Source organism: Polaromonas sp. P3_A5 (assembly GCF_056403055.1).
Genome location: NZ_JBFUGF010000001.1, coordinates 1,622,323 through 1,645,228 on the forward strand (window position 1 = coordinate 1,622,323; position 22,906 = coordinate 1,645,228).

At 61.7% G+C, this 22,906-nt stretch carries 21 protein-coding genes and 1 tRNA gene; 13 read left to right on the plus strand and 9 right to left on the minus strand.

The features are described from left to right. Positions 1 to 4: 4 nt before the first annotated feature. The 3 genes from fdx (at position 5) to AC1DU8_RS07775 (ending at position 1,282) form a co-directional block, all read left to right on the plus strand. Entirely contained in the window at positions 5 to 343 is a 339-nt protein-coding gene (gene fdx, locus AC1DU8_RS07765; RefSeq protein WP_436154118.1) for an ISC system 2Fe-2S type ferredoxin, read from the plus strand. 111 nt (positions 344 to 454) lie between these two features. After that, on the plus strand, positions 455 to 1,162 hold the full coding sequence (gene dnaQ / locus AC1DU8_RS07770) for a DNA polymerase III subunit epsilon (RefSeq protein ID WP_457280421.1): 708 nt from the start codon (positions 455 to 457) through the stop codon (positions 1,160 to 1,162). A 45-nt stretch (positions 1,163 to 1,207) separates the two neighbouring features. Next, positions 1,208 to 1,282 (plus strand) — tRNA-Val (locus AC1DU8_RS07775). 106 nt (positions 1,283 to 1,388) lie between these two features. Here AC1DU8_RS07775 and AC1DU8_RS07780 read toward each other — a convergent pair. The 3 genes from AC1DU8_RS07780 to AC1DU8_RS07790 form a co-directional block, all read right to left on the minus strand. Further along, a complete protein-coding gene (locus tag AC1DU8_RS07780; RefSeq protein ID WP_457280422.1) occupies positions 1,389 to 3,071 on the minus strand; it encodes a PhoH family protein in 1,683 nt (560 codons plus the stop codon). A gap of 178 nt (positions 3,072 to 3,249) precedes the next feature. Next, the gene (locus AC1DU8_RS07785) at positions 3,250 to 3,726 is read right to left on the minus strand and encodes a peroxiredoxin (RefSeq protein WP_457280423.1); all 477 of its coding nucleotides are present in this window, start codon (positions 3,724 to 3,726) and stop codon (positions 3,250 to 3,252) included. Positions 3,727 to 3,849: 123 nt separating this feature from the next. Next, on the minus strand, positions 3,850 to 4,248 hold the full coding sequence (locus AC1DU8_RS07790; RefSeq protein WP_477665775.1) for an Mth938-like domain-containing protein: 399 nt from the start codon (positions 4,246 to 4,248) through the stop codon (positions 3,850 to 3,852). A 197-nt stretch (positions 4,249 to 4,445) separates the two neighbouring features. Between AC1DU8_RS07790 and AC1DU8_RS07795 the strand changes: the two genes are divergently transcribed. The 6 genes from AC1DU8_RS07795 (at position 4,446) to moaD (ending at position 10,765) form a co-directional block, all read left to right on the plus strand. Beyond that, positions 4,446 to 5,669, plus strand: a complete 1,224-nt coding sequence (locus AC1DU8_RS07795) for a pyridoxal phosphate-dependent aminotransferase (protein WP_477665776.1) — start codon at positions 4,446 to 4,448, stop codon at positions 5,667 to 5,669. 96 nt (positions 5,670 to 5,765) lie between these two features. Next, positions 5,766 to 7,088 carry a homoserine dehydrogenase gene (locus AC1DU8_RS07800; protein WP_457280973.1) on the plus strand — a complete coding sequence of 441 codons (1,323 nt, stop codon included), beginning with the start codon at positions 5,766 to 5,768 and terminating at the stop codon, positions 7,086 to 7,088. Beyond that, the gene (thrC, locus tag AC1DU8_RS07805; RefSeq protein WP_477665777.1) at positions 7,088 to 8,503 is read left to right on the plus strand and encodes a threonine synthase; all 1,416 of its coding nucleotides are present in this window, start codon (positions 7,088 to 7,090) and stop codon (positions 8,501 to 8,503) included. Before AC1DU8_RS07800 ends, thrC begins: the two co-directional genes overlap by 1 nt. Before the next feature lie 95 nt (positions 8,504 to 8,598). After that, positions 8,599 to 9,147 (plus strand): molybdopterin-guanine dinucleotide biosynthesis protein B, encoded by a 549-nt coding sequence (mobB, locus tag AC1DU8_RS07810; RefSeq protein WP_457280427.1) that lies wholly within the window; start codon positions 8,599 to 8,601, stop codon positions 9,145 to 9,147. A 60-nt stretch (positions 9,148 to 9,207) separates the two neighbouring features. After that, positions 9,208 to 10,491 carry a molybdopterin molybdotransferase MoeA gene (locus AC1DU8_RS07815; protein ID WP_477665778.1) on the plus strand — a complete coding sequence of 428 codons (1,284 nt, stop codon included), beginning with the start codon at positions 9,208 to 9,210 and terminating at the stop codon, positions 10,489 to 10,491. Between the two features lie 22 nt (positions 10,492 to 10,513). Continuing rightward, complete coding sequence (gene moaD / locus AC1DU8_RS07820) at positions 10,514 to 10,765, plus strand: molybdopterin converting factor subunit 1 (protein ID WP_457280429.1); 252 nt, start codon at positions 10,514 to 10,516, stop codon at positions 10,763 to 10,765. 19 nt (positions 10,766 to 10,784) lie between these two features. Here moaD and dapA read toward each other — a convergent pair whose 3' ends face one another. Next, positions 10,785 to 11,696 (minus strand): 4-hydroxy-tetrahydrodipicolinate synthase, encoded by a 912-nt coding sequence (dapA, locus tag AC1DU8_RS07825; protein ID WP_477726599.1) that lies wholly within the window; start codon positions 11,694 to 11,696, stop codon positions 10,785 to 10,787. Positions 11,697 to 12,014: 318 nt separating this feature from the next. Here dapA and AC1DU8_RS07830 point away from each other — a divergent pair, with 318 nt between their 5' ends. The 4 genes from AC1DU8_RS07830 to AC1DU8_RS07845 all read left to right on the plus strand — a co-directional run bounded on the left by AC1DU8_RS07830 (position 12,015) and on the right by AC1DU8_RS07845 (position 17,288). Continuing rightward, positions 12,015 to 12,587, plus strand: a complete 573-nt coding sequence (locus AC1DU8_RS07830; RefSeq protein ID WP_477726600.1) for a molybdenum cofactor biosynthesis protein MoaE — start codon at positions 12,015 to 12,017, stop codon at positions 12,585 to 12,587. Positions 12,588 to 12,771: 184 nt separating this feature from the next. Then, complete coding sequence (locus AC1DU8_RS07835; protein ID WP_457280432.1) at positions 12,772 to 13,173, plus strand: hypothetical protein; 402 nt, start codon at positions 12,772 to 12,774, stop codon at positions 13,171 to 13,173. 305 nt (positions 13,174 to 13,478) lie between these two features. Continuing rightward, positions 13,479 to 16,079, plus strand: coding sequence for an ATP-dependent chaperone ClpB (clpB, locus tag AC1DU8_RS07840; RefSeq protein ID WP_457280433.1), 2,601 nt, complete (start codon positions 13,479 to 13,481; stop codon positions 16,077 to 16,079). A gap of 276 nt (positions 16,080 to 16,355) precedes the next feature. Continuing rightward, positions 16,356 to 17,288, plus strand: a complete 933-nt coding sequence (locus tag AC1DU8_RS07845; protein WP_457280434.1) for a histone deacetylase family protein — start codon at positions 16,356 to 16,358, stop codon at positions 17,286 to 17,288. Between the two features lie 36 nt (positions 17,289 to 17,324). On the opposite strand, the gene AC1DU8_RS07850 is transcribed toward AC1DU8_RS07845, so the two are convergent. From AC1DU8_RS07850 to AC1DU8_RS07870, 5 genes are all read right to left on the minus strand, one after another. Continuing rightward, positions 17,325 to 18,038 (minus strand): YebC/PmpR family DNA-binding transcriptional regulator, encoded by a 714-nt coding sequence (locus AC1DU8_RS07850; RefSeq protein ID WP_457280435.1) that lies wholly within the window; start codon positions 18,036 to 18,038, stop codon positions 17,325 to 17,327. Between the two features lie 288 nt (positions 18,039 to 18,326). Next, positions 18,327 to 20,219 (minus strand): PAS domain-containing hybrid sensor histidine kinase/response regulator, encoded by a 1,893-nt coding sequence (locus AC1DU8_RS07855; RefSeq protein WP_477702106.1) that lies wholly within the window; start codon positions 20,217 to 20,219, stop codon positions 18,327 to 18,329. Positions 20,220 to 20,278: 59 nt separating this feature from the next. Beyond that, positions 20,279 to 20,998: a glutathione S-transferase N-terminal domain-containing protein gene (locus tag AC1DU8_RS07860; protein ID WP_477702087.1), complete on the minus strand. Its 720-nt coding sequence runs from the start codon at positions 20,996 to 20,998 to the stop codon at positions 20,279 to 20,281. Positions 20,999 to 21,108: 110 nt separating this feature from the next. After that, entirely contained in the window at positions 21,109 to 21,615 is a 507-nt protein-coding gene (locus AC1DU8_RS07865) for a CreA family protein (protein ID WP_477726601.1), read from the minus strand. Positions 21,616 to 21,793: 178 nt separating this feature from the next. After that, the gene (locus tag AC1DU8_RS07870; protein ID WP_477726602.1) at positions 21,794 to 22,894 is read right to left on the minus strand and encodes a DNA alkylation repair protein; all 1,101 of its coding nucleotides are present in this window, start codon (positions 22,892 to 22,894) and stop codon (positions 21,794 to 21,796) included. Between the last annotated feature and the right edge of the window lie 12 nt (positions 22,895 to 22,906).

Consider the following 22,906-nt stretch of genomic DNA (forward strand, 5'->3'; position numbering starts at 1 on the left):
AACCATGCCCATCATCAAAATACTGCCTCATCCCGAATACTGCCCACAGGGCGCTGAAATCAGTGCGCCGGCCGGCACCTCGATTTGCGAAGCCCTGCTCGACAACAAGATCAACATCGAGCACGCCTGCGACCTCAGCTGCGCCTGCACAACCTGCCACGTCGTTGTGCGCGAAGGTTTCAATTCGCTGAATGAGCTCGACGAGAGCGAAGAAGACCTGCTGGACCGCGCCTGGGGCCTGGAACCCAATTCACGGCTGAGTTGCCAGGCCTTCCTGGCCCAGTCGGATGTGACGGTGGAGATACCCAAATACTCCATCAATCACGCAAAGGAAAATCATTAGCCCCCACGCTTGCCACTGCGTGTGCTGCGCTGCCCCCCGAGGGGGCGCATTTTTTCTAGGGGCGGCCCGGCGGAAAAACATCCACTGACCCAGCACAGCGATAATCCAGCCATGCGCCAAATCGTTCTTGACACCGAAACCACCGGTCTTTCCGCTGAAAACGGCGACCGCATCATCGAAATCGGTTGCGTCGAACTGGTAGCCCGCAAGCTCACCGGCAACAACCGCCACTTCTACCTGAACCCCGAACGCGACAGCCACGAGGACGCGCTCAAGGTTCACGGCATCAGCAACGAGTTCCTGAAAGACAAACCCAAGTTCTCGGCCGTGGCCAATGAACTGCTGGAGTACCTGCAGGACGCCGAGATCATCATCCACAACGCGCCTTTTGACGTGAGCTTCCTCAACAAGGAACTCGAACTCATCGGCAAGCCGCCCATCAAGCATTGCGTGGCCAAGGTCACCGACAGCCTGATGATGGCCAAGGAGCTGTTCCCGGGCAAACGCAACTCGCTGGACGCCTTGTGCGACCGGCTGGAAGTCGACAATTCGGGCCGGACCTTGCACGGCGCCTTGCTGGACGCTGAACTGCTGGCCGATGTCTACATCAATCTGACCCGTGGCCAGAATGCGCTGGTGATGGATGTTGGGGACAGCGCCCGGGAAGGCGATAGTGACGTGCCCCAGATGGATCTCAGCGCCTTTGACCTGCCGCTGCTCGCAGCCAACGACCAGGAGATCGCCGACCATGAAAAGCTGCTGGTGGATATTGACAAGGCCAGCAAGGGTAAAACGGTTTGGCGTGTTTTGGCGGCGTAAACAATAAAGCCATCGAAACAGCATATAATCTTAGGCTGACCAATAGGGCGGTTAGCTCAGGGGTAGAGCACTGCATTCACACTGCAGGGGTCGCAAGTTCGAAACTTGCACCGCCCACCAGAATTTGAAGAACAAAAAAGGCCAAGTCTTGCGACTTGGCCTTTTTTCATTTCGGCGCCGTAAACACCGATAGGCGCCAATAAGCGCCGCTTTTTTGCCGTCGTGCTTAGAGCACTTCGCTGGCGAAATCAGCCAGCCGCGAACGTTCGCCGCGCGCCAGCGTGATGTGTCCGCCGTGGGGCCAGCCCTTGAAGCGGTCGACGGCAAAAGTCATGCCCGATGAGCCTTCAGTCAGGTACGGTGTGTCAATCTGCGCCAGGTTGCCCATGCAGATGATCTTGGTTCCGGGACCGGCCCGCGTGATCAGCGTTTTCATCTGTTTGGGCGTCAGGTTTTGTGCTTCGTCGATGATGACGTACTTGTTCAGGAAGGTGCGGCCGCGCATGAAATTCATGCTTTTCACCTTAATGCGCGAGCGGATCAGCTCGTTGGTGGCAGCGCGGCCCCATTCGCCCGAACCGCTGTCGGTCTTGCCCAACACTTCCAGGTTGTCGTCCAGTGCGCCCATCCAGGGGCCCATTTTTTCCTCTTCGGTACCCGGCAGGAAACCGATGTCTTCGCCAACGCTCACGGTGGCGCGCGTCATGATGATCTCGGTGTAGCGACGGTCATCCAGCACCTGCGTGAGGCCGCTGGCCAGTGCCATCAGCGTCTTGCCAGTGCCTGCCGTGCCGGCTAGCGTGACGAAGTCCACTTCGGGGTCCATCAGCAGGTTCATCGCGAAGTTTTGCTCGCGGTTGCGCGTGGTGACGCCCCAGACGGCGTTTTTGAGGTGGTTGTAGTCCTTCAGGGTCTTCAGAACGGCGGTTTTGGCCCGAATTTCCGTCACGCGGGCATACAGCGGGGGTTCGCCGGGGGCTTCAAAAAAAACAAACTGATTGATCAGCAGGCTACCCACGATGGGGCCCGTGATGCGGTAGAAGGTGTGGCTGCCTTGCTGCCAGCTTTCGACGGTTTTGCTCTGGCGCGTCCAGAAGTCAGCCGGCAGGGCCAGCGAGCCCGAATACAGCAGGTCGCCATCTTCCAGGGTTTTGTCGTTCTGGTAGTCGTCTGTGGCCAGGCCCAGGGCGCGGGCCTTGACGCGCATGTTGATGTCCTTGGACACCAGAACCACCTCGCGCGGCGCGTATTCCTTGCGCAAGGCCTCGACCACGCCCAGGATCTGGTTGTCGGCCTTGCCCTGCGGCAGGCTCATGGGCAGGGTGTAATCCAGCGGTTTGGTCTGGAAAAACAGGCAGCCACCAGCTTCAGGGTGGCCGGTGGTGTCCAGTTTCAGGCCTTTGGCAATGTCAGCGCCCTGGGTGCCTGCCAGCGCGTCCAGCGTCCGGCTGGTCTGGCGGGCGTTGCGCGCCACCTCGGTCATGCCCTTTTTGTGGCCGTCGAGCTCTTCAAGCACGATCATGGGCAGGAAGATGTCGTGCTCCTCAAACCGGAACAGGCACATTGGGTCGTGCATCAACACATTGGTGTCGAGCACGAACAATTTGGTGGGGCCGGTGCGCTTGGCCTTTTTGGGCTTGGCAGCCGGCTGCGGCAGTGGAATGCTCTCTTTTTTATAGCTGCTTGCGCTCGTCCTTGAAGGGTTGGCAGGCTCTTTTCCTTGAAACGCTGACGGATGCTGGCTGCCATCCCCTGCTGCGCGGCTGTCAAACAGGTCCATCACCGGGGGTTTCTGGGCGGATTCGGCACTTTCCGTCTTGCGTGCTTTGGAGGGCGAGCGGGCGGGCGCGTCAAGCGCGTCGGGGGAGAGCAGGGCGGCACGTTTGGTCGGGGCGGGGGGCAGGGGCATAGTGCTTAAAACTCTCTAAAAAAGAAGGGTTCCAGAAGCGAAAAAGCCGCCTTGAAACCAGGGCGGCTTGTTCTTTTGGCGCAGTTGCGAAGGTCAACAGCATGAGTTCATTATGCACAACTCGCGTGACAGGGCAATCCTTTGCAATTCTTTGTTGCTAACTGGCGTCAGGGCTGTTTCAGGCAGCCTTTTTGAGCGCCTTGACGGCCTTGAGCACGTCGTCCACGTGGCCGGGCACCTTCAGGCCGCGCCACTCTTCTTTCAGCTGACCGTCGGCGCCCACCAGGAAGGTGCTGCGCTCGATGCCCTTGACCTTCTTGCCGTACATGATCTTGTTTTTGACCACACCGAACATGTGGCACATTTTTTCTTCGGTGTCCGCAATCAGTTCGAACGGGAGTTCAAGCTTGGACTTGAACTCGTCGTGGGACTTCATATTGTCGCGGGACACGCCGAACACGGTTGCGCCGGCCTTGACGAAGTCCTTGTAGCGATCACGGAACTGCATGGCTTCCGTGGTGCAACCCGGTGTGTTGTCCTTGGGATAGAAGTACAGCACAACGACTTTGCCGAGGTGGGATGTGTTGGAAACCTTGATGCCGCTTGTGGCGATCGCTTCAAATTCGGGGAGTGGTTTATTGACGACGACTGCCATACTGAGTAGACCCTGACGAAAGTAGTTGTAATTAGCCGCGCCTTTTGGCAACCGGCCCGGGACGTGAGTCCTGGATGTGGTGCCAAGTGCAACCCTAGATTTTACCCTGAAAGAGAGGGCATTTCAGCCTTCTGTTCCTTCTGTTTCAATCAGCAGGGCAGCAATTACCTGCCGGCCTTCTCCCGCGAGGATGTTGTAGGTGCGGCATGCCGCCAATGTGTCCATGGTCTCAATGCCGATGCGGCGCTCCATCAGCGTGCGCAGGAAGGCCGGAGGCGGAAAGCGCAACCGGGAGCCGCTGCCAAAAATCACGAGTTCAGGCTGCGTCGCGGCCAGCAGGGCGAAATGCTCTGCCGTGAGTTGCTCAAAACGCGTGCAGTTCCAGTCAAACTTCTCGCCCCTTGAGCCAATCACGATGCTGTGTTCGATTTTCTCCGCGACACCATTGCTTCCCAGGCCGACCCAGCCTGGACCGTAGCCAAGGATGGACTGAACATCGAGACGGTCTGGCTGAAGTTTCATACGGGATTATTTGGGCGTTTCGATGGTGCGGAGGGCGCCGATGCACGGGGCGGTTTGACGGGTTTTAGAGGCGAAAACCCTCTTTTATGTGGTCAAATTATAGATTCCGCCCGAATTTCCCGCCGCAGTGCTGACGCTTCTTCCCCGTTGCCAGCATGGTGGGCCCCGAGGCCTTGCCCACATACCGATAAAACCGCATGAAACCGATCACCAAATCTGCCAAGCTGGCCAATGTCCTTTATGACATCCGCGGTCCGATCATGGATGCCGCCAAGCAGATGGAAGAAGAAGGCCAAAAGCTCATCAAGCTCAATATTGGCAATCTGGCGGTGTTTGGTTTTGATGCGCCCGAAGAAGTCCAGCAGGACATGATCCGCAACCTGCCTGCCTCGGCCGGTTATTCGGACAGCAAGGGCATTTTCGCGGCGCGCAAGGCCGTGATGCACGAAACCCAGAAGCAGGGCATCAAGGGCGTGACGCTGGACGACATTTACCTCGGTAACGGCGCGAGCGAACTGATCTCGATGGCCACCAACGCATTGCTCGACGACGGCGACGAGCTGCTGCTGCCGGCGCCAGACTACCCGCTGTGGACGGCTTCCACCAGCCTCTCGGGCGGCACGCCGGTGCATTACCGGTGTGATGAAAGCAATGGCTGGATGCCCAATCTGGACGATATCCGCGCCAGGATCACGCCAAAGACCAAGGCCATTGCGGTCATCAACCCCAACAACCCGACGGGCGCGCTGTACTCCGACGAACTGCTCAAAGGCATCATCGACATCGCACGCGAGCACGGTCTGGTCATTCTCGCGGACGAGGTTTATGACAAGGTGCTGTACGACGGTGTGAAGCACACGGCCATCGCCAGCCTGTCGACTGACGTGCTCACGGTGACCTTCAATTCGCTTTCCAAGAGCTACCGCTCATGTGGCTACCGCGCCGGCTGGATGGTGGTGTCCGGCCCCAAGAAGCAGGCGCAGGACTACATCGAAGGCCTGAACATGCTGGCCAACATGAAGCTGTGCTCCAACGTGCCCGGCCAGTGGGCCATCCAGACGGCGTTGGGCGGCTACCAAAGCATCAACGACCTGACTTGCGAAGGCGGGCGCTTGCGCCGCCAGCGCGACCTGGCCTATGAGCTGATCACCGCCATTCCGGGCGTGAGCTGCGTCAAGCCCAGCGCTGCGCTCTACATGTTTCCCCGTCTCGATCCCAAGGTCTACCCAATCAAGGACGATCGCCAGTTTTTCCTGGAGCTCCTCAAGGAGACCAAGGTCATGCTGGTACAGGGCACGGGATTTAACTGGCCCGAGCCGGACCACTTTCGCATCGTCTTCCTGCCGCATGAGGAAGACCTGCGCGAAGCCATTGGCCGCATTGCGAAGTTCCTCGAGAACTACCGCAACAACCGAACTTGACCCTGCATTCGGCCCCATTCCTCTTCCTCGCTCTTTTGAGGGCAGGACTCCAAATCAACGTAAAGCAAGACCTCAGCGACTATGAAACCGACGAATTTGAGCCCGATCCGGGTAGGCCTTCTGGGCATTGGCACCGTGGGTAGCGGCACCTACAACGTACTACAGCGCAACCAGGAAGAAATCCGCCGCCGCGCCGGCCGCGGCATTGAGATCACCATGGTGGCCGACCTCGACGTGGCGCGCGCGAAGGCCGCAGTCGGCCCCGGTGTGCAGGTCGTGGACGACGCCCGCAAGGTCGTGGCCAGCCCTGACGTCGACATCGTGATCGAACTGATAGGCGGCTATGGCATCGCCAAACAACTGGTGCTTGAAGCCATCGAAGCCGGCAAGCACGTGGTCACCGCCAACAAGGCGCTGCTGGCTGTGCACGGCACCGAGATTTTTGCAGCGGCTCACCGCAAGGGCGTGATGGTCGCGTTTGAAGCGGCCGTGGCCGGCGGCATCCCCATCATCAAGGCCTTACGCGAAGGCCTCACCGCCAACAGCATCCAGTGGATCGCCGGCATCATCAACGGCACCACCAACTTCATCCTGTCCGAGATGCGCGACAAGGGCCTGGACTTCGACGTCGTGCTGAAAGAAGCACAGCGCCTGGGTTACGCCGAAGCCGACCCCACCTTCGACATCGAAGGCGTGGACGCCGGCCACAAGGTCACGCTGATGTCGGCGATCGCCTTCGGCATCCCGGTGCAGTTCGACAAGGCTTACGTCGAAGGCATCACTGGCCTGGCCGCACAAGACATTCGCTATGCCGAACAACTCGGTTACCGCATCAAGCTGCTGGGCATCACCAAGCGCGCCGCCAATGGCATCGAGCTGCGTGTGCACCCGAGCCTGGTGCCGGCCAAGCGCCTGATCGCCAATGTTGAAGGCGCGATGAACGCCGTGGTGGTGCAGGGCGACGCCGTCGGCACCACGTTGTACTACGGCAAGGGCGCGGGCAGCGAGCCCACCGCCAGCGCCGTGATCGCCGACCTTGTGGACATCGCCCGTCTGCACACCGCAGATCCCGAGCACCGCGTGCCGCACCTGGCCTTCCAGCCCGATGCGATGAGCGACCTGCCTGTGGTGCTCATGTCCGAAGTCGTCACCAGCTACTACCTGCGCCTCAAAGTCGCAGACCAGGCCGGTGTACTGGCCAAGGTCACCGGCATCCTGGCCGGCACGGGCATCAGCATTGACGCCGTGCTGCAGCGCGAAGCCGATGAAGTGGGCGGCGTGGGTTCCACGCACACCGACCTCATCATCCTCACGCATGAGTGCGTGGAAGCGAAGATGAACGAAGCCCTGGCGCAAATGCAGGCGCTGCCTACGGTGCTGGCGCCCATCACGCGCATCCGCAAGGAGGAGCTGGCCTGATGCTGTACATCTCCACCCGCGGCCACGCCGAACGCAAGCGTTTTTGTGAAATCCTGCTCGAAGGCCTGGCGCCCGACGGTGGCCTCTACTTGCCCGAGCAATATCCGCAGGTGGATGCCGCCACGCTGCAGAAGTGGCGTGGCCTGCCTTACGCTGAACTGGCGTTCGAGGTTCTTTCGCTCTACGTCGACGACATTCCCGCCGTCGACCTCGAGGCTATCTGCAACAAGACCTACACCGAAGAGGTGTTCGGCACAAAAGCCATCGTCCCGCTGAAAAAGCTTGAAGACGGCCTCTACCTCGAAGCCCTCTCCAACGGCCCCACGTTGGCCTTCAAGGACATGGCCATGCAGCTGCTGGGCAACCTGTTCGAATACGAACTGGCCCGCCGAGGCGAAGAACTCAACATCCTGGGCGCCACCAGCGGCGACACTGGCAGCGCAGCCGAATACGCCATGCGCGGCAAAAAGGGCGTGCGCGTCTTCATGACCTCGCCGAACGGCCGCATGAGCCCCTTCCAGCAGGCGCAGATGTTCAGCTTGCAGGACGAGAACATCCACAACATCGCGATCGACGGTGTGTTTGACGACTGCCAGGACATCGTCAAGGCCGTCTCCAACGACCTGACCTTCAAGCGCCAGTACAAGATCGGTACCGTCAACTCAATCAACTGGGCGCGCCTGATGGCGCAGGTGGTGTATTACTTCGCGGGGTATTTTCAAGCGACCCAATCGAATGCCGAGAAGGTCAACTTCACCGTTCCTTCCGGCAATTTCGGCAACGTCTGCGCCGGCCATGTCGCCCGCATGATGGGCCTGCCTATAGCCAAGCTGGTAGTGGCCACCAACGAAAACGACGTGCTCTACGAGTTCTTCCGCACCGGTGTCTACCGCGTGCGCAGCAGCGCCGACACACACGAAACCTCCAGCCCGTCCATGGACATTTCCAAGGCTTCGAACTTCGAGCGCTTTGTGTTTGACCTGCTGGGCCGTGACGGCGCCAAGACCAAAGCCTTGTTCCATGACCAGCTCGGCAGCCAGGGCTACTTTGACCTGAGCGCGGAGGCAGCCTTCAAGTCGACCGCGCAGCGCTACGGTTTTGTGAGCGGCAAGAGCACCCATGCCGACCGGCTGGCCACCATCCGCGACACCTACAAACGCTTCGGCACCATGATCGACACCCACACCGCCGACGGCGTGAAGGTGGCGCGCGAGCAGTTGCAACCCGGTGTGCCCATGATCGTGCTGGAGACTGCGCTTCCCATCAAGTTCGCGGCGACCATTGAAGAAGCCCTGGGCCGGTTGCCCACGCGGCCGGCGAAGTTCGAAGGCATTGAGGCCTTGCCGAAACGCGTCAAGGTGCTGCCGGCCGATGCAGCCGTGATCAAACGCTACATTGCCGACAATGTGCATTAAATCGGGCTGTAGCCCATATCTGACTTGCGCAAGCAGCTATATTTTTAATAGCGGCCTGGGCGTCTTCCGGCCTTTCTTTCTGTGAGAGCGACATCATGAACGTGGTCGGATTTGCCGGGTATTCCGGTTCGGGCAAGACGACACTGGTCGAAAAGCTGATCCCGGCACTGAAGGCCAGAGGCCTGCGCGTGTCGGTGGTCAAGCATGCGCACCACAAGTTCGACATTGACCATCCCGGCAAAGACACTTTCCGGCATCGCCAGGCCGGTGCCTTTGAAGTGGTCGTGGCCTCGCCAAACCGGCTTGCGCTGATGCGTGAATTTGAAAAGCCGTCCGAGCTCACCGTTCACCAGCTGATCGCCGAGCTGTATGGCGGCGTGGACTGGGTGCTGGTAGAGGGCTTCAAGAGCAGCGACCTGCTCAAGATCGAAGTCTGGCGTGCGCCTTCGGCCGACTATGCCGGCAAGCCCCCGCTCTACCCGGACGACGATTTCATCGTCGCCGTTGCCACGGATGCACCCGGCAAGCTGCCCCAAGCAACCTTGCGCCCGGTGCTGGATTTGGACGACGCCGACGCCGTGGCGGAGTACCTGGTCAACAATCAGGAACGCTTCGCCTATTCGTTTGAAGACCGTTTCGGTTAAACGTTCGCCAAAGCAGGCTTTTTTCGTTCCGTTCATGTTTTTGTTCCGGACACCCCGACCATGAGTTCTGTTTCCTCCGCGCCCGCCGGCCCGGCGCTTGCGCCGCAGCCCGGCCGGGCCCCCTTGAAGCCGCTGGACCAGGCGCTGGCCGAGTTGCTGGGCCGCGCGGCATTGCTGCCAGGTGCCGAGACGGTTTCCACCTTCGATGCCGACGGCCGGGTGCTGGCCCAGGACTTGGTGTCCAGCCTCGATGTGCCGGCACACGACAACAGTTCCATGGACGGCTATGCGGTGCGTGTTGCCGACTGGTCGGCCGATGCGGTGCTGCAGGTCAACCAGCGCATTCCGGCCGGCAGCAGCGGCCACATGCTCGCGCCAGCCTCTGCGGCGCGCATTTTCACCGGCGCCCCCATTCCGCCGGGCGCCGACGCGGTGGTCATGCAGGAAGACTGCGAGACGGTCAACGCCGGCAGCGAAAGCCAGGCCGGCGTGCGCATTCAGACAGCGCCCAGAGCGGGCCAGTGGATTCGCCGTCGGGGCGAAGACGTCGCTGCCGGCGCCGTGGTGCTGCACCGTGGCGAGCGCCTGACGCCGGCCTCGCTTGGTCTTGCCGCCAGCATCGGCTTCGACAGATTGCAGGTGGCGCCCCGGGTGCGCGTCGCCCTGTTTTCCACGGGCGACGAACTTGTCATGCCTGGCGAGGTTGCACCCGCCGACATGAAGCCCGGCGCCATCTACAACTCCAACCGCTTCTTTTTGCGTGCGCTGCTGCTGCGCCTGGGCTGTACGGTCACTGACCTGGGCATCGTGCCCGACCGCCTGGACGCCACCATCGCCGCGCTCAAGGGCGCCAGCGAGCAGCACGACCTGATCCTCACCAGCGGTGGCGTGTCGGTGGGCGAAGAAGACCATATCAAGCCCGCCGTGCAGGCGCTGGGCGAACTGGCGCTCTGGCAGATCGCCATGAAGCCGGGCAAGCCCTTCGCCTACGGCAAGATTGCAGGCTCCCACTTCATCGGCCTGCCTGGCAACCCGGTGTCCAGTTTTGTGACCTTCCTGGTCCTGGTGCGGCCCTTCCTGCTCAAGTTGCAAGGGGCTGTGCAAACCGCCGTCAGCCCGATTGCGGCGCCGGCCCATTTCAATTGGCCCAAAGCCGACAAGCGCCGCGAATTCCTGCGCGTCAGGCGCAACGCGTCCGGCGGGCTGGAACTGTTCACCAACCAGAGTTCCGGCGTGCTGACCTCGGTGGTCTGGGGCGACGGCGTGATCGACAACCCGGCAGGCCAGACCATCGCGCACGGGGACGTGGTGCAGTTCCTTCCGTTTTCAGCCTTGATGTCGTGAGGGCATTCCCGGTAAGACCTTTATGAAAATCACCGTCAAATACTTTGCCTCGATCCGCGAAGCCATAGGGCAGGGCAGCGAGTTGCGCGACACTTCTGCCGCTACGCTGGCCGCGCTGCGCGATGAGTTGCTGGCGGCCACGCCCGCGCACGCTGCAGCGCTTGCGCGCGGCAAGTCGGTGCGCATGGCGCTCAACCAGGTCATGAGCGATGAGTCGGCTGTACTCAGCGAAGGCTGCGAAGTCGCCTTCTTTCCCCCCGTCACCGGCGGTTGATTCACTCACTCTCGGCGGCTCAAACCACCAGCGCATCCAGCTTCACAAGCCGCTCCACCAGCGCCGCAGACGCGCGCGTCATCGGGCTGCGCAACTCGTCACTCAGCAAACTCTGTCGCGCCAGCAATGCCTTGAGCGGGCCTGGATTGGGTTCTGCAAACAGGGCTTCAATCAGCGGCGGCAGCGGTCTCCACAAAGCCTCGGCCCCAGCTACGTCACCCGCTCGAAGGCGCTGAACAATTTCCGCAAATCGCGACGTATGCAAATGCGCCGCTGCCGCGATAGCGCCCCGGCCGCCTGCTGCCACAGTCGCGAAGATGTTCGCATCCTCACCGGCCAACACCTGCAATTGCCCATCGGCGATCAGTGCCCGCGTTTTTGCCGGGTCACCCCCGCAATCCTTGACGGCCTGTATGCGCGGGTGCGCCGCCAGCGCCCGGATGGTCTCAAGCGCCATCTGGCTGCCCGTGCGGTAGGGGATGTCGTAAAGCACCACCGGCACCGCGCTGGCATCGGCCAGGGTGGTAAACCACTCGACCAGGCCCGCCTGCGAGGGCCGGATATAGCTGGGCGCCGGCAGCAAGATGCCCGCGAGGTTCAGTGGGCTCAAAGCACGAACGCGCGCCACTGTTTTGCCCAGGTGATAGCCCGACAAGCCCATGATCACAGGCAGGTCGGGGGCTTCGGCCATCACGGTTTGCAGCACCTCTAGTTGCTCTTCATCGCTGAGCGCGGCAGCTTCACCCGTAGAGCCGCATACCACCAGCCCGGCGATGCCGCTGGCCTGGTAGTGCGCTACCAGGCGCTTCAAGGCACCGTAGTCGACCTTGTCCTGGTCAAACGGGGTAACGAGCGGGATCCAGAGTCCCGAGAAATCGTGAGTTGCCTGAGTGGCTTGATTTGCCTGCTCGGCATTGAGCACTGTTTGCATGAATACACATCCCAAAAAACTGACCGGCTAAAAAGGCCGTCATCAGAACAAGAGAAGGTGTCCGCAAAAGACTCTGAAAAAGTAACCGGCGGCTCCATCGCTCATTCGACGACGGAACCGCAGCCCCGGTCAAATGAGCAACGGTTTTTTCGATTTGCTGGCGCACGCCTCAAAGCCGCGGGCGCTGTCGTGCGTCCGGTTGGCAAGAAGGTGAATGTGGCCAGTCATGCAGCCATATTACTTGAGGGGCCGGGCTGTGGCACTGTTTCGGCGTTGAATATGCACCGGCCTGGTTGGCCCAGTGGCAAAATTGCCACTATGGCCCAGTCTCCCCCCCGCGTCCTCATCACCACCGACGACTTCAACCTCGCCGATGAAGTTGCCGCGCTGCGCGCAGACGACAAGCGCGTCGGCGCCGTCTGCACCTTCACCGGCACGGTTCGGGACCGCAATATGGCCCCCACGCTCGGCACTGGCGTGTCCTCGCTGCCCCCCGAGGGGGCTGAACTTGCTCGGGGCGGCCCTTCGCTGCGTTCGTCGGCCGGCGCGGGAGAAGTACTTTCCATGGAGCTCGAACACTACCCCGGCATGACCGAAAAAGCCATCGAAGCCATGATCGACGAAGCGATGGCACGCTTTGACATCTTTGGCGCGCGCGTGGTGCACCGCGTGGGCCTGCTGCAGCCGCTGGACCAGGTGGTGATGGTGGCCGTAGTGTCAGCCCATCGCGGCGAAAGCTTTAAGGCCTGCGAATTCCTGATGGACTACCTGAAAACCCAGGCGCCGTTCTGGAAGAAGGAAGAAACGCCGGAAGGCGCCCGCTGGGTGGATGCCCGCGTCACCGACGATGCGGCGCTGGCCAAATGGGGAATTTCGGCCCGAAACGCTTAGCCCCGCAATTTTCTGATTTCTCTGGAAGGTATTTATGTTTCGTTGTTACAGAGTTCTATCGCTGTTTATCTGCTTCATAGGCTTGGCTGGTTGTGCAAGCAATATCACGCGACAAACACCCGATGTGCAGACCAGGCGGGTAAGCAGCGCCGAAGTTGTGTGGGTCAATCCTGGCGCCATACCCATGGCCGTCACCGTTTCCACTTACGGCTATTCCCCTCCGCCTGTCAGCGGCGCATATGTCGTATCTGCCAGGAAAGAGGTCGAAGAGCTGCTGACTGAAATCCGGGGGCAAATGACTGCCCAGATTGAAACAGCGCTAAAAGACGGCGGTGCAACGCGCGGCGATGATGCGCAGATTCGTATCCGGGTCACTGGGACTCACCACACCATAACGGGTCCAGGGGCTGTTCTGGTTGTTTCCGTTCACTTCAAGGAATCACCGCCAGGCACAAAGCCTTGGTCCGTTGAAATCAAGGGAGGTACGCCCATCGGCAGTGACAGCAAAAGCGTGGCGGGCAAATTTGCAAGAACGGCTGTTGCGGAGCTGGCTGCGGCAGGAATTATCAAGGTCAGGGCGCAGTAGTTTGGCGGTTTTCAAGTTCAGGTAGCAGGCCGTTGCGCTTCACGCAAGCAAAAACACCTTGATCTCTGTGACCGGCAGTGGCTCTTTTCCCAAGGGCAGCGAGGCGTCTTTGGCTGGTGGATCCCGAAGCCGCTGGACAAGGTGGTCCGGCAACGCCTGAACCGGGCGGGCTTGACGCACATCAAACGCGGCCCAATGGCTTGCCTTGCTTGCTGCTAGATGACTTGAAAAGGGGCGTAAAAGCCCCAAACTCGGCAATAACCGCTCCTTTGTGAGCCCGGAGCCCCTTTGCGGAGTCAAATTCAATGCGACAAGACAAATTAACCACCAAATTCCAGGAAGCCCTGAGCGATGCGCAGTCCCTCGCGCTGGGCAACGACAACGGCTATATCGAGCCGGTTCACCTGTTGGCAGCCATGCTGCGCCAGGAAGACGGCCCGCGTGCCCTCCTTGAAAAAGCCGGCGTCAACGTGGGCGGCCTCACGCAGGCAGCTGATGCGGCCGTTAAAAAACTGCCGCAGGTGCAGGGCCAGGACCAGATCCAGGTCAGCCCCGACCTCGCCAGGCTGCTGCAGGCCACTGAAAAAGAAGCCATCAAGCGCAACGACCAGTTCATTGCAGGTGAACTCTTTTTGCTGGCTGTGGCCGACAGCAAGAGCGACGTGGGCCGGCTGGCCAAAGAAAACGGCCTGACCCGCAAGGCGCTGGAAGCGGCGATCGACGCCGTGCGCGGCGGGCAGGGCGTGAACAGCGCCGACGCCGAAGGCCAGCGCGAAGCCCTCAAGAAATACTGCACGGACCTGACCGAGCGCGCCCGCCTGGGCAAGCTCGACCCGGTGATCGGCCGCGACGATGAAATCCGCCGCGCGATCCAGGTGCTGCAGCGCCGAACCAAAAACAACCCCGTGTTGATCGGCGAGCCCGGCGTCGGCAAGACCGCCATCGTAGAAGGCCTGGCCCAGCGCATCGTGGCCGGTGAGGTGCCGGATTCGCTCAAGGGCAAGCGTGTGCTGAGCCTGGACATGGCCGCACTGCTGGCCGGCGCCAAGTTCCGCGGTGAGTTTGAAGAGCGCCTGAAAACCGTGCTCAACGAACTCGCCAAGGACGAAGGCCAGACCATCGTCTTCATTGACGAGTTGCACACCATGGTGGGCGCCGGCAAGGCAGAAGGCGCCATGGACGCGGGCAATATGCTCAAACCTGCGCTGGCACGCGGCGAGTTACATTGCGTCGGCGCCACTACGCTCGACGAATACCGCAAGTACATCGAAAAAGACGCCGCACTGGAGCGCCGCTTCCAGAAGATTCTGGTGGGCGAGCCGAGCGTGGAGGCGACGATTGCCATCCTGCGTGGCCTGCAAGAGAAATACGAAGAGCACCACGGCGTGCAGATCACCGACCCGGCCATCGTGGCCGCGGCCGAGCTGAGCCATCGCTACATCACCGACCGTTTCCTGCCCGACAAGGCCATCGACCTGATCGATGAAGCCGCGGCCAAGATCAAGATAGAGATGGACTCCAAGCCCGAGGTCATGGACAAGCTCGACCGCCGCCTGATCCAGCTACAGATCGAGCGCGAAGCCGTGCGCCGCGAAAAAGACGAGTCTTCGAAAAAGCGCTTCGACCTGATTGAAGAGGAGATCGCCAAGCTGCAAAAGGAGATATCCGACCTCGATGAAATCTGGCAGGCCGAAAAAGCCCAGGCGCTCGGCTCCAAGGACGTGATGGAAGAAGTCGGCCGCATCCGCTTCCAGATCGAGGAATTCACCCGCAAGGGCGACTTCAACAAAGTCGCCGAGCTGCAATACGGCAAGCTGCCCGAGCTGGAAAAGCGCCTCAAAGAAGCGCAGGCTAGCGAAGCCAGCAAGGGAAAGTCCAGTGCGCCCACCTTGCTGCGCACCCAGGTCGGCGCTGAAGAGATCGCCGAGGTCGTGGCGCGCGCCACCGGCATCCCCGTCAGCAAGCTGATGCAGGGCGAGCGCGACAAGTTGCTGCTCATGGAAGGCAAGCTGCACGAGCGTGTGGTCGGCCAGGACGAAGCCATCGGCGCCGTGGCCAATGCCATCCGCCGCTCGCGTTCGGGTCTTTCCGACCCGAACCGGCCTACGGGATCTTTCCTGTTCCTGGGCCCCACCGGCGTCGGCAAGACCGAGCTGTGCAAGGCGCTGGCGGGTTTCCTGTTCGACAGCGAAGACCACCTGATCCGCATCGACATGAGCGAGTTCATGGAAAAGCATTCCGTGGCCCGCCTGATCGGCGCGCCTCCGGGCTACGTGGGCTACGAGGAGGGTGGCTACCTGACCGAAGCCGTGCGCCGCAAGCCCTACAGCGTGCTGCTGCTCGATGAGGTGGAAAAAGCCCACCCCGATGTCTTCAATGTGCTGCTGCAGGTGCTGGACGATGGCCGCCTGACCGATGGCCAGGGCCGCACTGTGGACTTCAAGAACACCGTGATCGTGATGACCAGCAATATCGGCTCGCCCATCATCCAGTCCATGGTGGGACAGCCGTATGAGGATGTGAAAGAGGCGGTAGAGGGCGAGCTGAAGAACTACTTCCGGCCCGAGTTCCTGAACCGTATCGACGAGACCGTGGTGTTCCATTCGCTCGACGCGAAAAACATCGAGTCCATCGCCCGCATCCAGCTGCGTACCCTGATAGCGCGTCTGCAGAAGATGGACCTCAACATGGAGGTGTCGGAAGCGGCGATTGCCGAGCTCGCCAAGGTCGGGTTCGACCCTGTGTTTGGCGCGCGTCCGCTCAAGCGTGCGATTCAGCAGCGCATTGAAAACCCGCTGTCGAAGTTATTGCTTGAGGGCAAGTTCCCGCCCAAGAGCACCATCCCGGTGGATGTGGACCCGATCCAGAATCCGGGGGTGTTCAGCTTCGAAGCGGCGGCCGGGTGAGGCCGGGCTGAGCGGCGCCTGCAGCTTGCTATCGGATTGATAGCTGCTCGCGCTTACCAGCCGGGGGCTGGTGGCTATTTTTGATGTGAAAAAGACAAAAACCCGTTCCTGCACACGCAGGTAACGGGTTTTTTCTTGCTCGCCGTCTGAAGCGGCTGGCAGAGCGGCTTGCTGACAGGATCCGTTAAAGTCATTCGCAAGACCGTACAAAAACCCGCAGCCATGAAAGCCATCGACTGCATGGCGGCGCCGGCGCTGCAAAGGAGACAAACGCCCATGAGCACCCTGATCTACACCCACGAAGCCTGTTTCGACCATCGTCCCGGCCCGCACCACCCGGAGTCGCCCGAGCGTCTCGAAGCCGTGCTGCGGGCACTGAAGACACCGGAGTTTGCGAAGGCGCTCTGGCGCGATGCGCCGCTGGGCTCCTTCGATCAGGTGCTCCACGTGCACACACCCGGCTATGTGGAGCAAGTGCAGGCTGTGTCGCCGGCCGAGGGTTACCGCGCGCTCGATGCCGGTGACACCATCCTGTCGCCGGGCTCGCTGGAGGCGGTGATGCGTTGCGTGGGTGCGGCCTGTGCCGGCGTGGACGATGTGGTGACAAGGGAGGCGAGCAACGTTTTTTGCGCTACCCGCCCCTGCGGCCACCATGCCGAGGCCGACCAGGCCATGGGTTTTTGCGTGTTCAACCAGGCGGCCATTGCAGCGCTGCATGCCCGCGAGCGGCACGGCATCCAGCGTGTTGCGGTGGTGGACTTCGACGTGCACCACGGCAACGGCACGCAGAACTCGTTCTACGACGACCCGGACCTGTTCTACGGTTCCTGCCACCAGTCCCAGTTTTACCCCGGCACCGGCGCGCGCCATGAAACCGGCGTGGCTGGAAACATCGTGAATGTGCCGTTTCCGCGGGGCACCGGGTCTGCCGCCTTCCGCGCCGCGATGACCGACCAGTTGTTGCCGGCCCTGCGCAAGTTTGCGCCCGGGCTGCTGATCATCTCCGCGGGCTTCGATGCCCATCATCTGGATCCGCTGGGCGGCCTGAAGTTCACGGACGACGATTACCACTGGATCACCCGGGAGTTGATGAAGGTGGCCGATGAAACCGCCGAGGGCCGTGTGGTTTCCGTCCTCGAGGGAGGCTACAGCATGGAAGGCCTGGCCAGCGGCACGGCGGCGCATGTGCGCGCGCTGATGGGCAACTGACCCGGGAAACGCCCGGGGAACGCAAACAGACAGGCCCTAGCTGCCCAGGCCCGCATAAATGGTCTGCACATCGTCATTGGCATCGATGGCGGCCAGGAAGGCTTCGACTTCCTCGAGTTCGGCGGCGCTGAGGGTTGCCGGATCGACCGGGTTTTTCGGCTTGTAGCCCAGCTTGGCCGACAGCACGCTGAAACCCTGGGCCGGCAGTGCGCGGCTCACCAGGTCCAGGTCGACTGCGTCGGTCAGGAACAGGGTGGTGCCTTCTTCTTCGCCCGGCTCAAAGTCCTGGGCGCCCGCTTCAATGGCGGCCAGCTCGGGGTCGGCGCCTGCTGCGGCAGGTTCGGCTTCAATCATGCCCACGTGGTCAAAATCCCAGGACACCGAGCCGGAAGTGCCCAGCTGCCCCTTGCGAAACAGCACACGAACTTCGGATGCGGTGCGGTTCAGGTTGTCGGTCAGGCATTCGACCATGACCGGCACGCGGTGGGGGGCAAAACCTTCGTAGATCACGTGTTCAAAATGAACCGCATCGCCCGTGAGGCCGGCGCCTTTTTTGATGGCGCGCTCCAGCGTGTCTTTGGGCATGGAGACCTTGCGGGCCTGCTCCACCACCAGCCGCAGGCGGGCGTTCAATGACGGGTCGGCACCGCTGCGCGCGGCCACCATGATTTCCTTGGCCAGTTTTCCAAATACCTTGCCCTTGGCATTTGCGGCCAGTTCCTTGCCTTTTGCTTTCCACTGCGCGCCCATGTTTGATCTTCCTTGGTGTGTCGTGGCGCCCGATGCGCCCGGCTTGATGCTTATTGATGTGAGGTGAGCGGCCACGCGCGGGATGAGGAAAAAGCGCGGGACCGGGGGCTCTGGTTATACACCCATGGCCGCGGCGGCCTGCCGGCGGGCCTTGCGGGCGAGCTACACACATTGGCATTCCTGAAATTGCTATCTATTTGATAGCTGCTGGCGCACGATGTTATTAGGCTGCAGACATTTTTGATGCCTGAAAAGGGGCAGAAACAGCCTTCCTGGCCGCCCAAACGCTCAAACCACCACGCCGGCGGTCTGTAGAAATGCCTGCAGGGCGGTAAAGTCCAGCGGCTTGGTGAGGTGCTCGTCGAACCCGGCGGCCAGCGCGCGGCTTTTGTCTTCGTCCGTGCCGAAGCCGGTGAGGGCCGCGACCGTCACCTGCTCGCCGCCGTGCAGGGCGCGCAGGGCTGCCAGCACCTCGTAGCCGTTCATTCCCGGCATGCCGAGGTCCAGCAAAACGGCCTGGGGTGCCTGCTGGCGAAACATCTCCAGCGCAGCGGGGCCGTCATAGGCCACTTTCACCTGGCAGTCCATCAGCCTGAGAATCTCCGCCAGGCTATTGGCTGCGTCGCGGTTGTCGTCCACCACCAGGATGGCCGCGCCCGGACCGCTTGCGTCATCGGTGCCGTGCACGCCTGTCTGCGCATTGGGCAGGAAAAAAGTGAATGTGCTGCCGCGGCCTGGGCCCTCACTTTCAGCATGCAGTGCGCCGCCGTGCATTTCCACCAGGGAGCGTGCCAGCGTCAGGCCGATGCCCAGCCCGCTTTCCCGCGCGGCTGTCTGCGCGTCGCCCTGGGAGAACAGCTCGAAGATCTGGCTGAGCGCCTGGGACGACAGACCCAGCCCGTTGTCGCGGACCGAGGTGTAGAGCTGCGTGCCCTCTTGCCAGACTTTCAGCTCGATCAGGCCCGCCTCGGGGGTGTACTTTGCGGCATTGACCAGCAGGTTCTGCAGGACCTGGGCAAGCCGTGTGGCGTCTCCCTGCACCAGCGGCGACGCGGCCGGGATGTCTGCCTTCAGGCGGTGGCGCCGCGCATCAAACAAGGGGCGCACGGCCTCAATGGAGCGGGCCACCACCTGGTTGTAGGAAACCTGCTCCGCCTTGAACCGGATCTTGCCGGTGGTCAGCCGCCCGACATCGAGCAGGTCGTCGACCAGGCGTGTCATGTGCGTGAGCTGCCGGTCAATCATGTCGCGGCTGCTTCGAACCAGCGGGCTGGGGGAGGGTTCCAGTTGCAGGATGGTGATGGCGTTGCGGATGGGCGCCAGCGGGTTGCGCAGCTCGTGCGCCAGCATGGCCAGGAACTCGCTCATGCGCTTGCTGGATTTTTCCAGCTCGTGCAGGCGCCGCCTTTCGGTCATGTCGCGTGTGACTTTGACAAAGCCGCGCAGTTGCCGGCCCGTGTCATACACCGGGGCGATCACCACATTGGCCCAAAACACCGAGCCGTCCCGCCGAACGCGCCAGCCTTCTTCTTCAGCGCGGCCATGCTCCAGGGCCGCCTTCAGCTCGGCTTCGGGTTTGCCGGCCTCCAGGTCTTCAGGGCGGTAAAACAGGCTGAAATGTTTGCCGATGACTTCGCTCGGGCTGTAGCCCTTGATGAGCTGCGCGCCGCTGTTCCAGCTCTCGATCACGCCGTCGGGGCTGAGCATGAAGATCGCGTAGTCCCGCACCCCTTCGATCATGAACCTGAAGCGTTCCTCGCTCTCGCGCAGCGCTTCCTCGTGAGCCCGGCGTTCCGTGAGGTCGCGTGTGACCTTGCCGAAGCCGGCGAGTTTTCCGTTCTCGTCCCTGAGCGCGGTAATGACAACATTGGCCCAGAAACGGCTGCCGTCCTTGCGTATGCGCCAGCCTTCTTCCTCGAAGCGCCCGTCTCTTTCCGCGCGGCGCAGCTCCTCGGCGGGCCATCCGGCGGCGACGGCCTCAGGGGGATAAAAGGTGGAGAAATTCCGGCCGATGATCTCGTCGGCCCGGTACTGTTTGATGCGCTGGGCGCCGATATTCCAGGACATCACGTTGCCCGCGGTGTCGAGCATGAAGATGCCGTAGTCCTGCACCGCATCCACCAGCAGGCGAAAGCGATCCGTTGTAATCTGTTCCGGGCTAGGAGCTGGCTTGGCGGACATGCCCGCCATGATAGCCAACTTGACCATCCCGGCCTATCGGCCGTGTTCGCGTGGGGGCGTCAGCCGCGCGCGGGTATGCCCAACCCCGTGACGACGGCAGGGCGCGCCACAAACGCGTCGAGCACGCGCGTCACGTTGGGAAATTTCTGGATTTCCACCAGCTCACCGGCGCCATAAAACCCGATCAGGTTGCGCACCCAGCCGAAGGTGGCGATGTCGGCAATGGTGTAGTCGTCGCCCATGATCCAGCTGCGGCCTTCGAGCCGCTGGTTCAGCACGCCGAGCAGGCGGCTGGACTCGGCGACATAGCGGTCGCGCGGGCGCTTGTCCTCATAGTCCTTGCCGGCGAACTTGTGAAAAAAGCCGAGCTGGCCAAACATCGGGCCGATGCCGCCCATCTGGAACATCAGCCACTGGATGGTTTCGTAACGGGCAGCTGCGTCCGTTGGCAGGAATTTACCGGTCTTCTCGGCAAGGTAGATCAGGATCGCGCCGGACTCGAATAGGCCCAGCGGTTTACCGCCAGGACCGTTCGGATCGAGGATGGCCGGGATCTTGTTGTTCGGGTTGAGCGACAGAAATGCCGGCGACATCTGGTCGTTGCTGCCAAAGTCAACGAGGTGCGGCTCGTAGGGCAGGCCGCACTCTTCCAGCATGATCGATACCTTGACGCCATTGGGCGTGGGCAGCGAATACAGCTGGATGCGGTCAGGGTGCTGGGCGGGCCATTTCCGGGTGATGGGGAAATCCGCAAGGGAAGTGTTTGTGGGTTGGGTCATGGGTCGAAATTCTGTTGTCAAAAGCGAAAACGCCGACGGCGCAGCCCGCTAGTCCCGCCGGCCAGCGGGGGTATTCAGGCCCGCCAGCCGCGAAGACCGTGGCCGGCCCTTTACTTCACCGGAATCACCGTGCCCGCCGGCACCGGAACCGCTGTCACGCTGTTCTGCGGCGAACCTTCGATCACGCGGTCGGAATAGGTGAGGTAGACGAGGGTGTTGCGTTTGGTGTCCACCATGCGCACCACACGCAGCTTTTTGAAGACGAGCGAAATGCGTTCGCTGAACATTTCTTCCTGCTTATCGATCGGTTTGCCTCCCGGGAAACTGATCACGCTGGTCTGCCGGCAGGCTATCGAGGCTTCGGCCTTGTCTTCGGCCACGCCGAATGCGCCCTTTATACCGCCCGTCTTGGCGCGCGAGACATAACAGGTGACGCCGCTCACCTTGGGGTCGTCATAGGCTTCCACCACGATCTTGTGGTCCGGCCCGATGAATTTGAAGACCGTGTCGACCGCGCCGATCTCTTCACCGCCGGCGCCTCCGCAGGCGGACAGAAGCAGCACCAGGCTGAGGGCGCAAGAGGCGGGGCTGAATCGTTGCAGGGTGAGTGGGCGCATGAACATGTCCTTGGTGCTTGGTATGGGAATCGGAAGGGCGACGGGAGGGCGTCAGGTAGCTACTGTACAAAGCCCGCCGCCAGGTGCCTGGGCTGCGCGGCCCTGCGACAAGGTAGTATATTGGATTGCTATATATTTGATAGCTGCTTGCGCTTGTCTTTATTGGGCTGTAGCCATTTCAGGTCTTCACCAGGTCAAAATGCCCGCTCGCAAGGCGTTCCCCATTGACCATGATGTCCACCGCGTGCCGCCCGGCATGGTGCACACGGGTGGTGAAGTCGCGCACGACCTGGCTGCGCGACAGCTGCACGCTTTCGCCGGCGGCCAGCGTTAACTCCTTGAGTTTGAATACCTTGGCCGAGCTGCTGCCCGATTTCTTGACGTAGTGCACCGCGTAGTCCACCACCAGCCGCTGGCTTTGGCGCGAGGTGGATTGCAGTGTGAACGACAGTGACATCCGCTCGCCCAGGGTGAGTTTCTTGGGGGTGATGGACAAACCGCTGATGCCGACGTCCGCCTTATTGCCGGCGCCGATCACGCCCAGCGCGTGCCTGTCGCCCTGCTTGATCAGTGTGCGCAGCGCGTGCCGGGCAATCCACGCGGTGTGCGGGTTGTCCAGCGGCCAGCTCTTCAGACGCTCCAGCACCCAGTCGGGGTGCAGCTTGGTGACGTCGTTGAGGTGGTTGGCCACCGACTTGCGTACGTAGAGGCTGCTGTCGGACTTCAGCGATTCCAGGATGGGCGCGGCAAGTTCGGGGTCGGCCATCAGCGCATCCAGCCTGAAAGACCAGGGCAGGCGAGGGCGGCTGCCTTCGCTGGCCAGGCGCCGCACATGCTCGCTCCCGTCTTTGGCCCAGGCCTTCATCACGGCCAGCGTGCGCGCAGGGTCCTGGCGGATGAATTCACGGATGGCGAACTCCGAGGTCCCGAAGGCGGTGAAAAACTTCAGCGCCTCCATGGAGGTGTCGAAATCATCGCGCCCATACAGGCCCACATAGTCCGGCAGTACCAGCGTGACGAAGCCGCTGTTGATGCGCGGGGCCAGCTTGCGCAGGATGGCGATGGCTTTTGGGAAGTCAGCCGGCAATGTGGCGTGCAGGCACTCGCTGGTGCGCCGCAGGCGCTGCATCAGCGAGAGCTCGTCCAGGCCAGGGAGCGCGAGTGCAAGAAATTTTTTACCGTCAAAACGCGGGTAGATCACAGCGGTTTCAGCCGCGATGTGGTGGTAGCGCGCCTTGTCAAAGATGTTTTTCAGGGCGGGCGCTGCTTCGGTGGACATGGCGCGAATTCT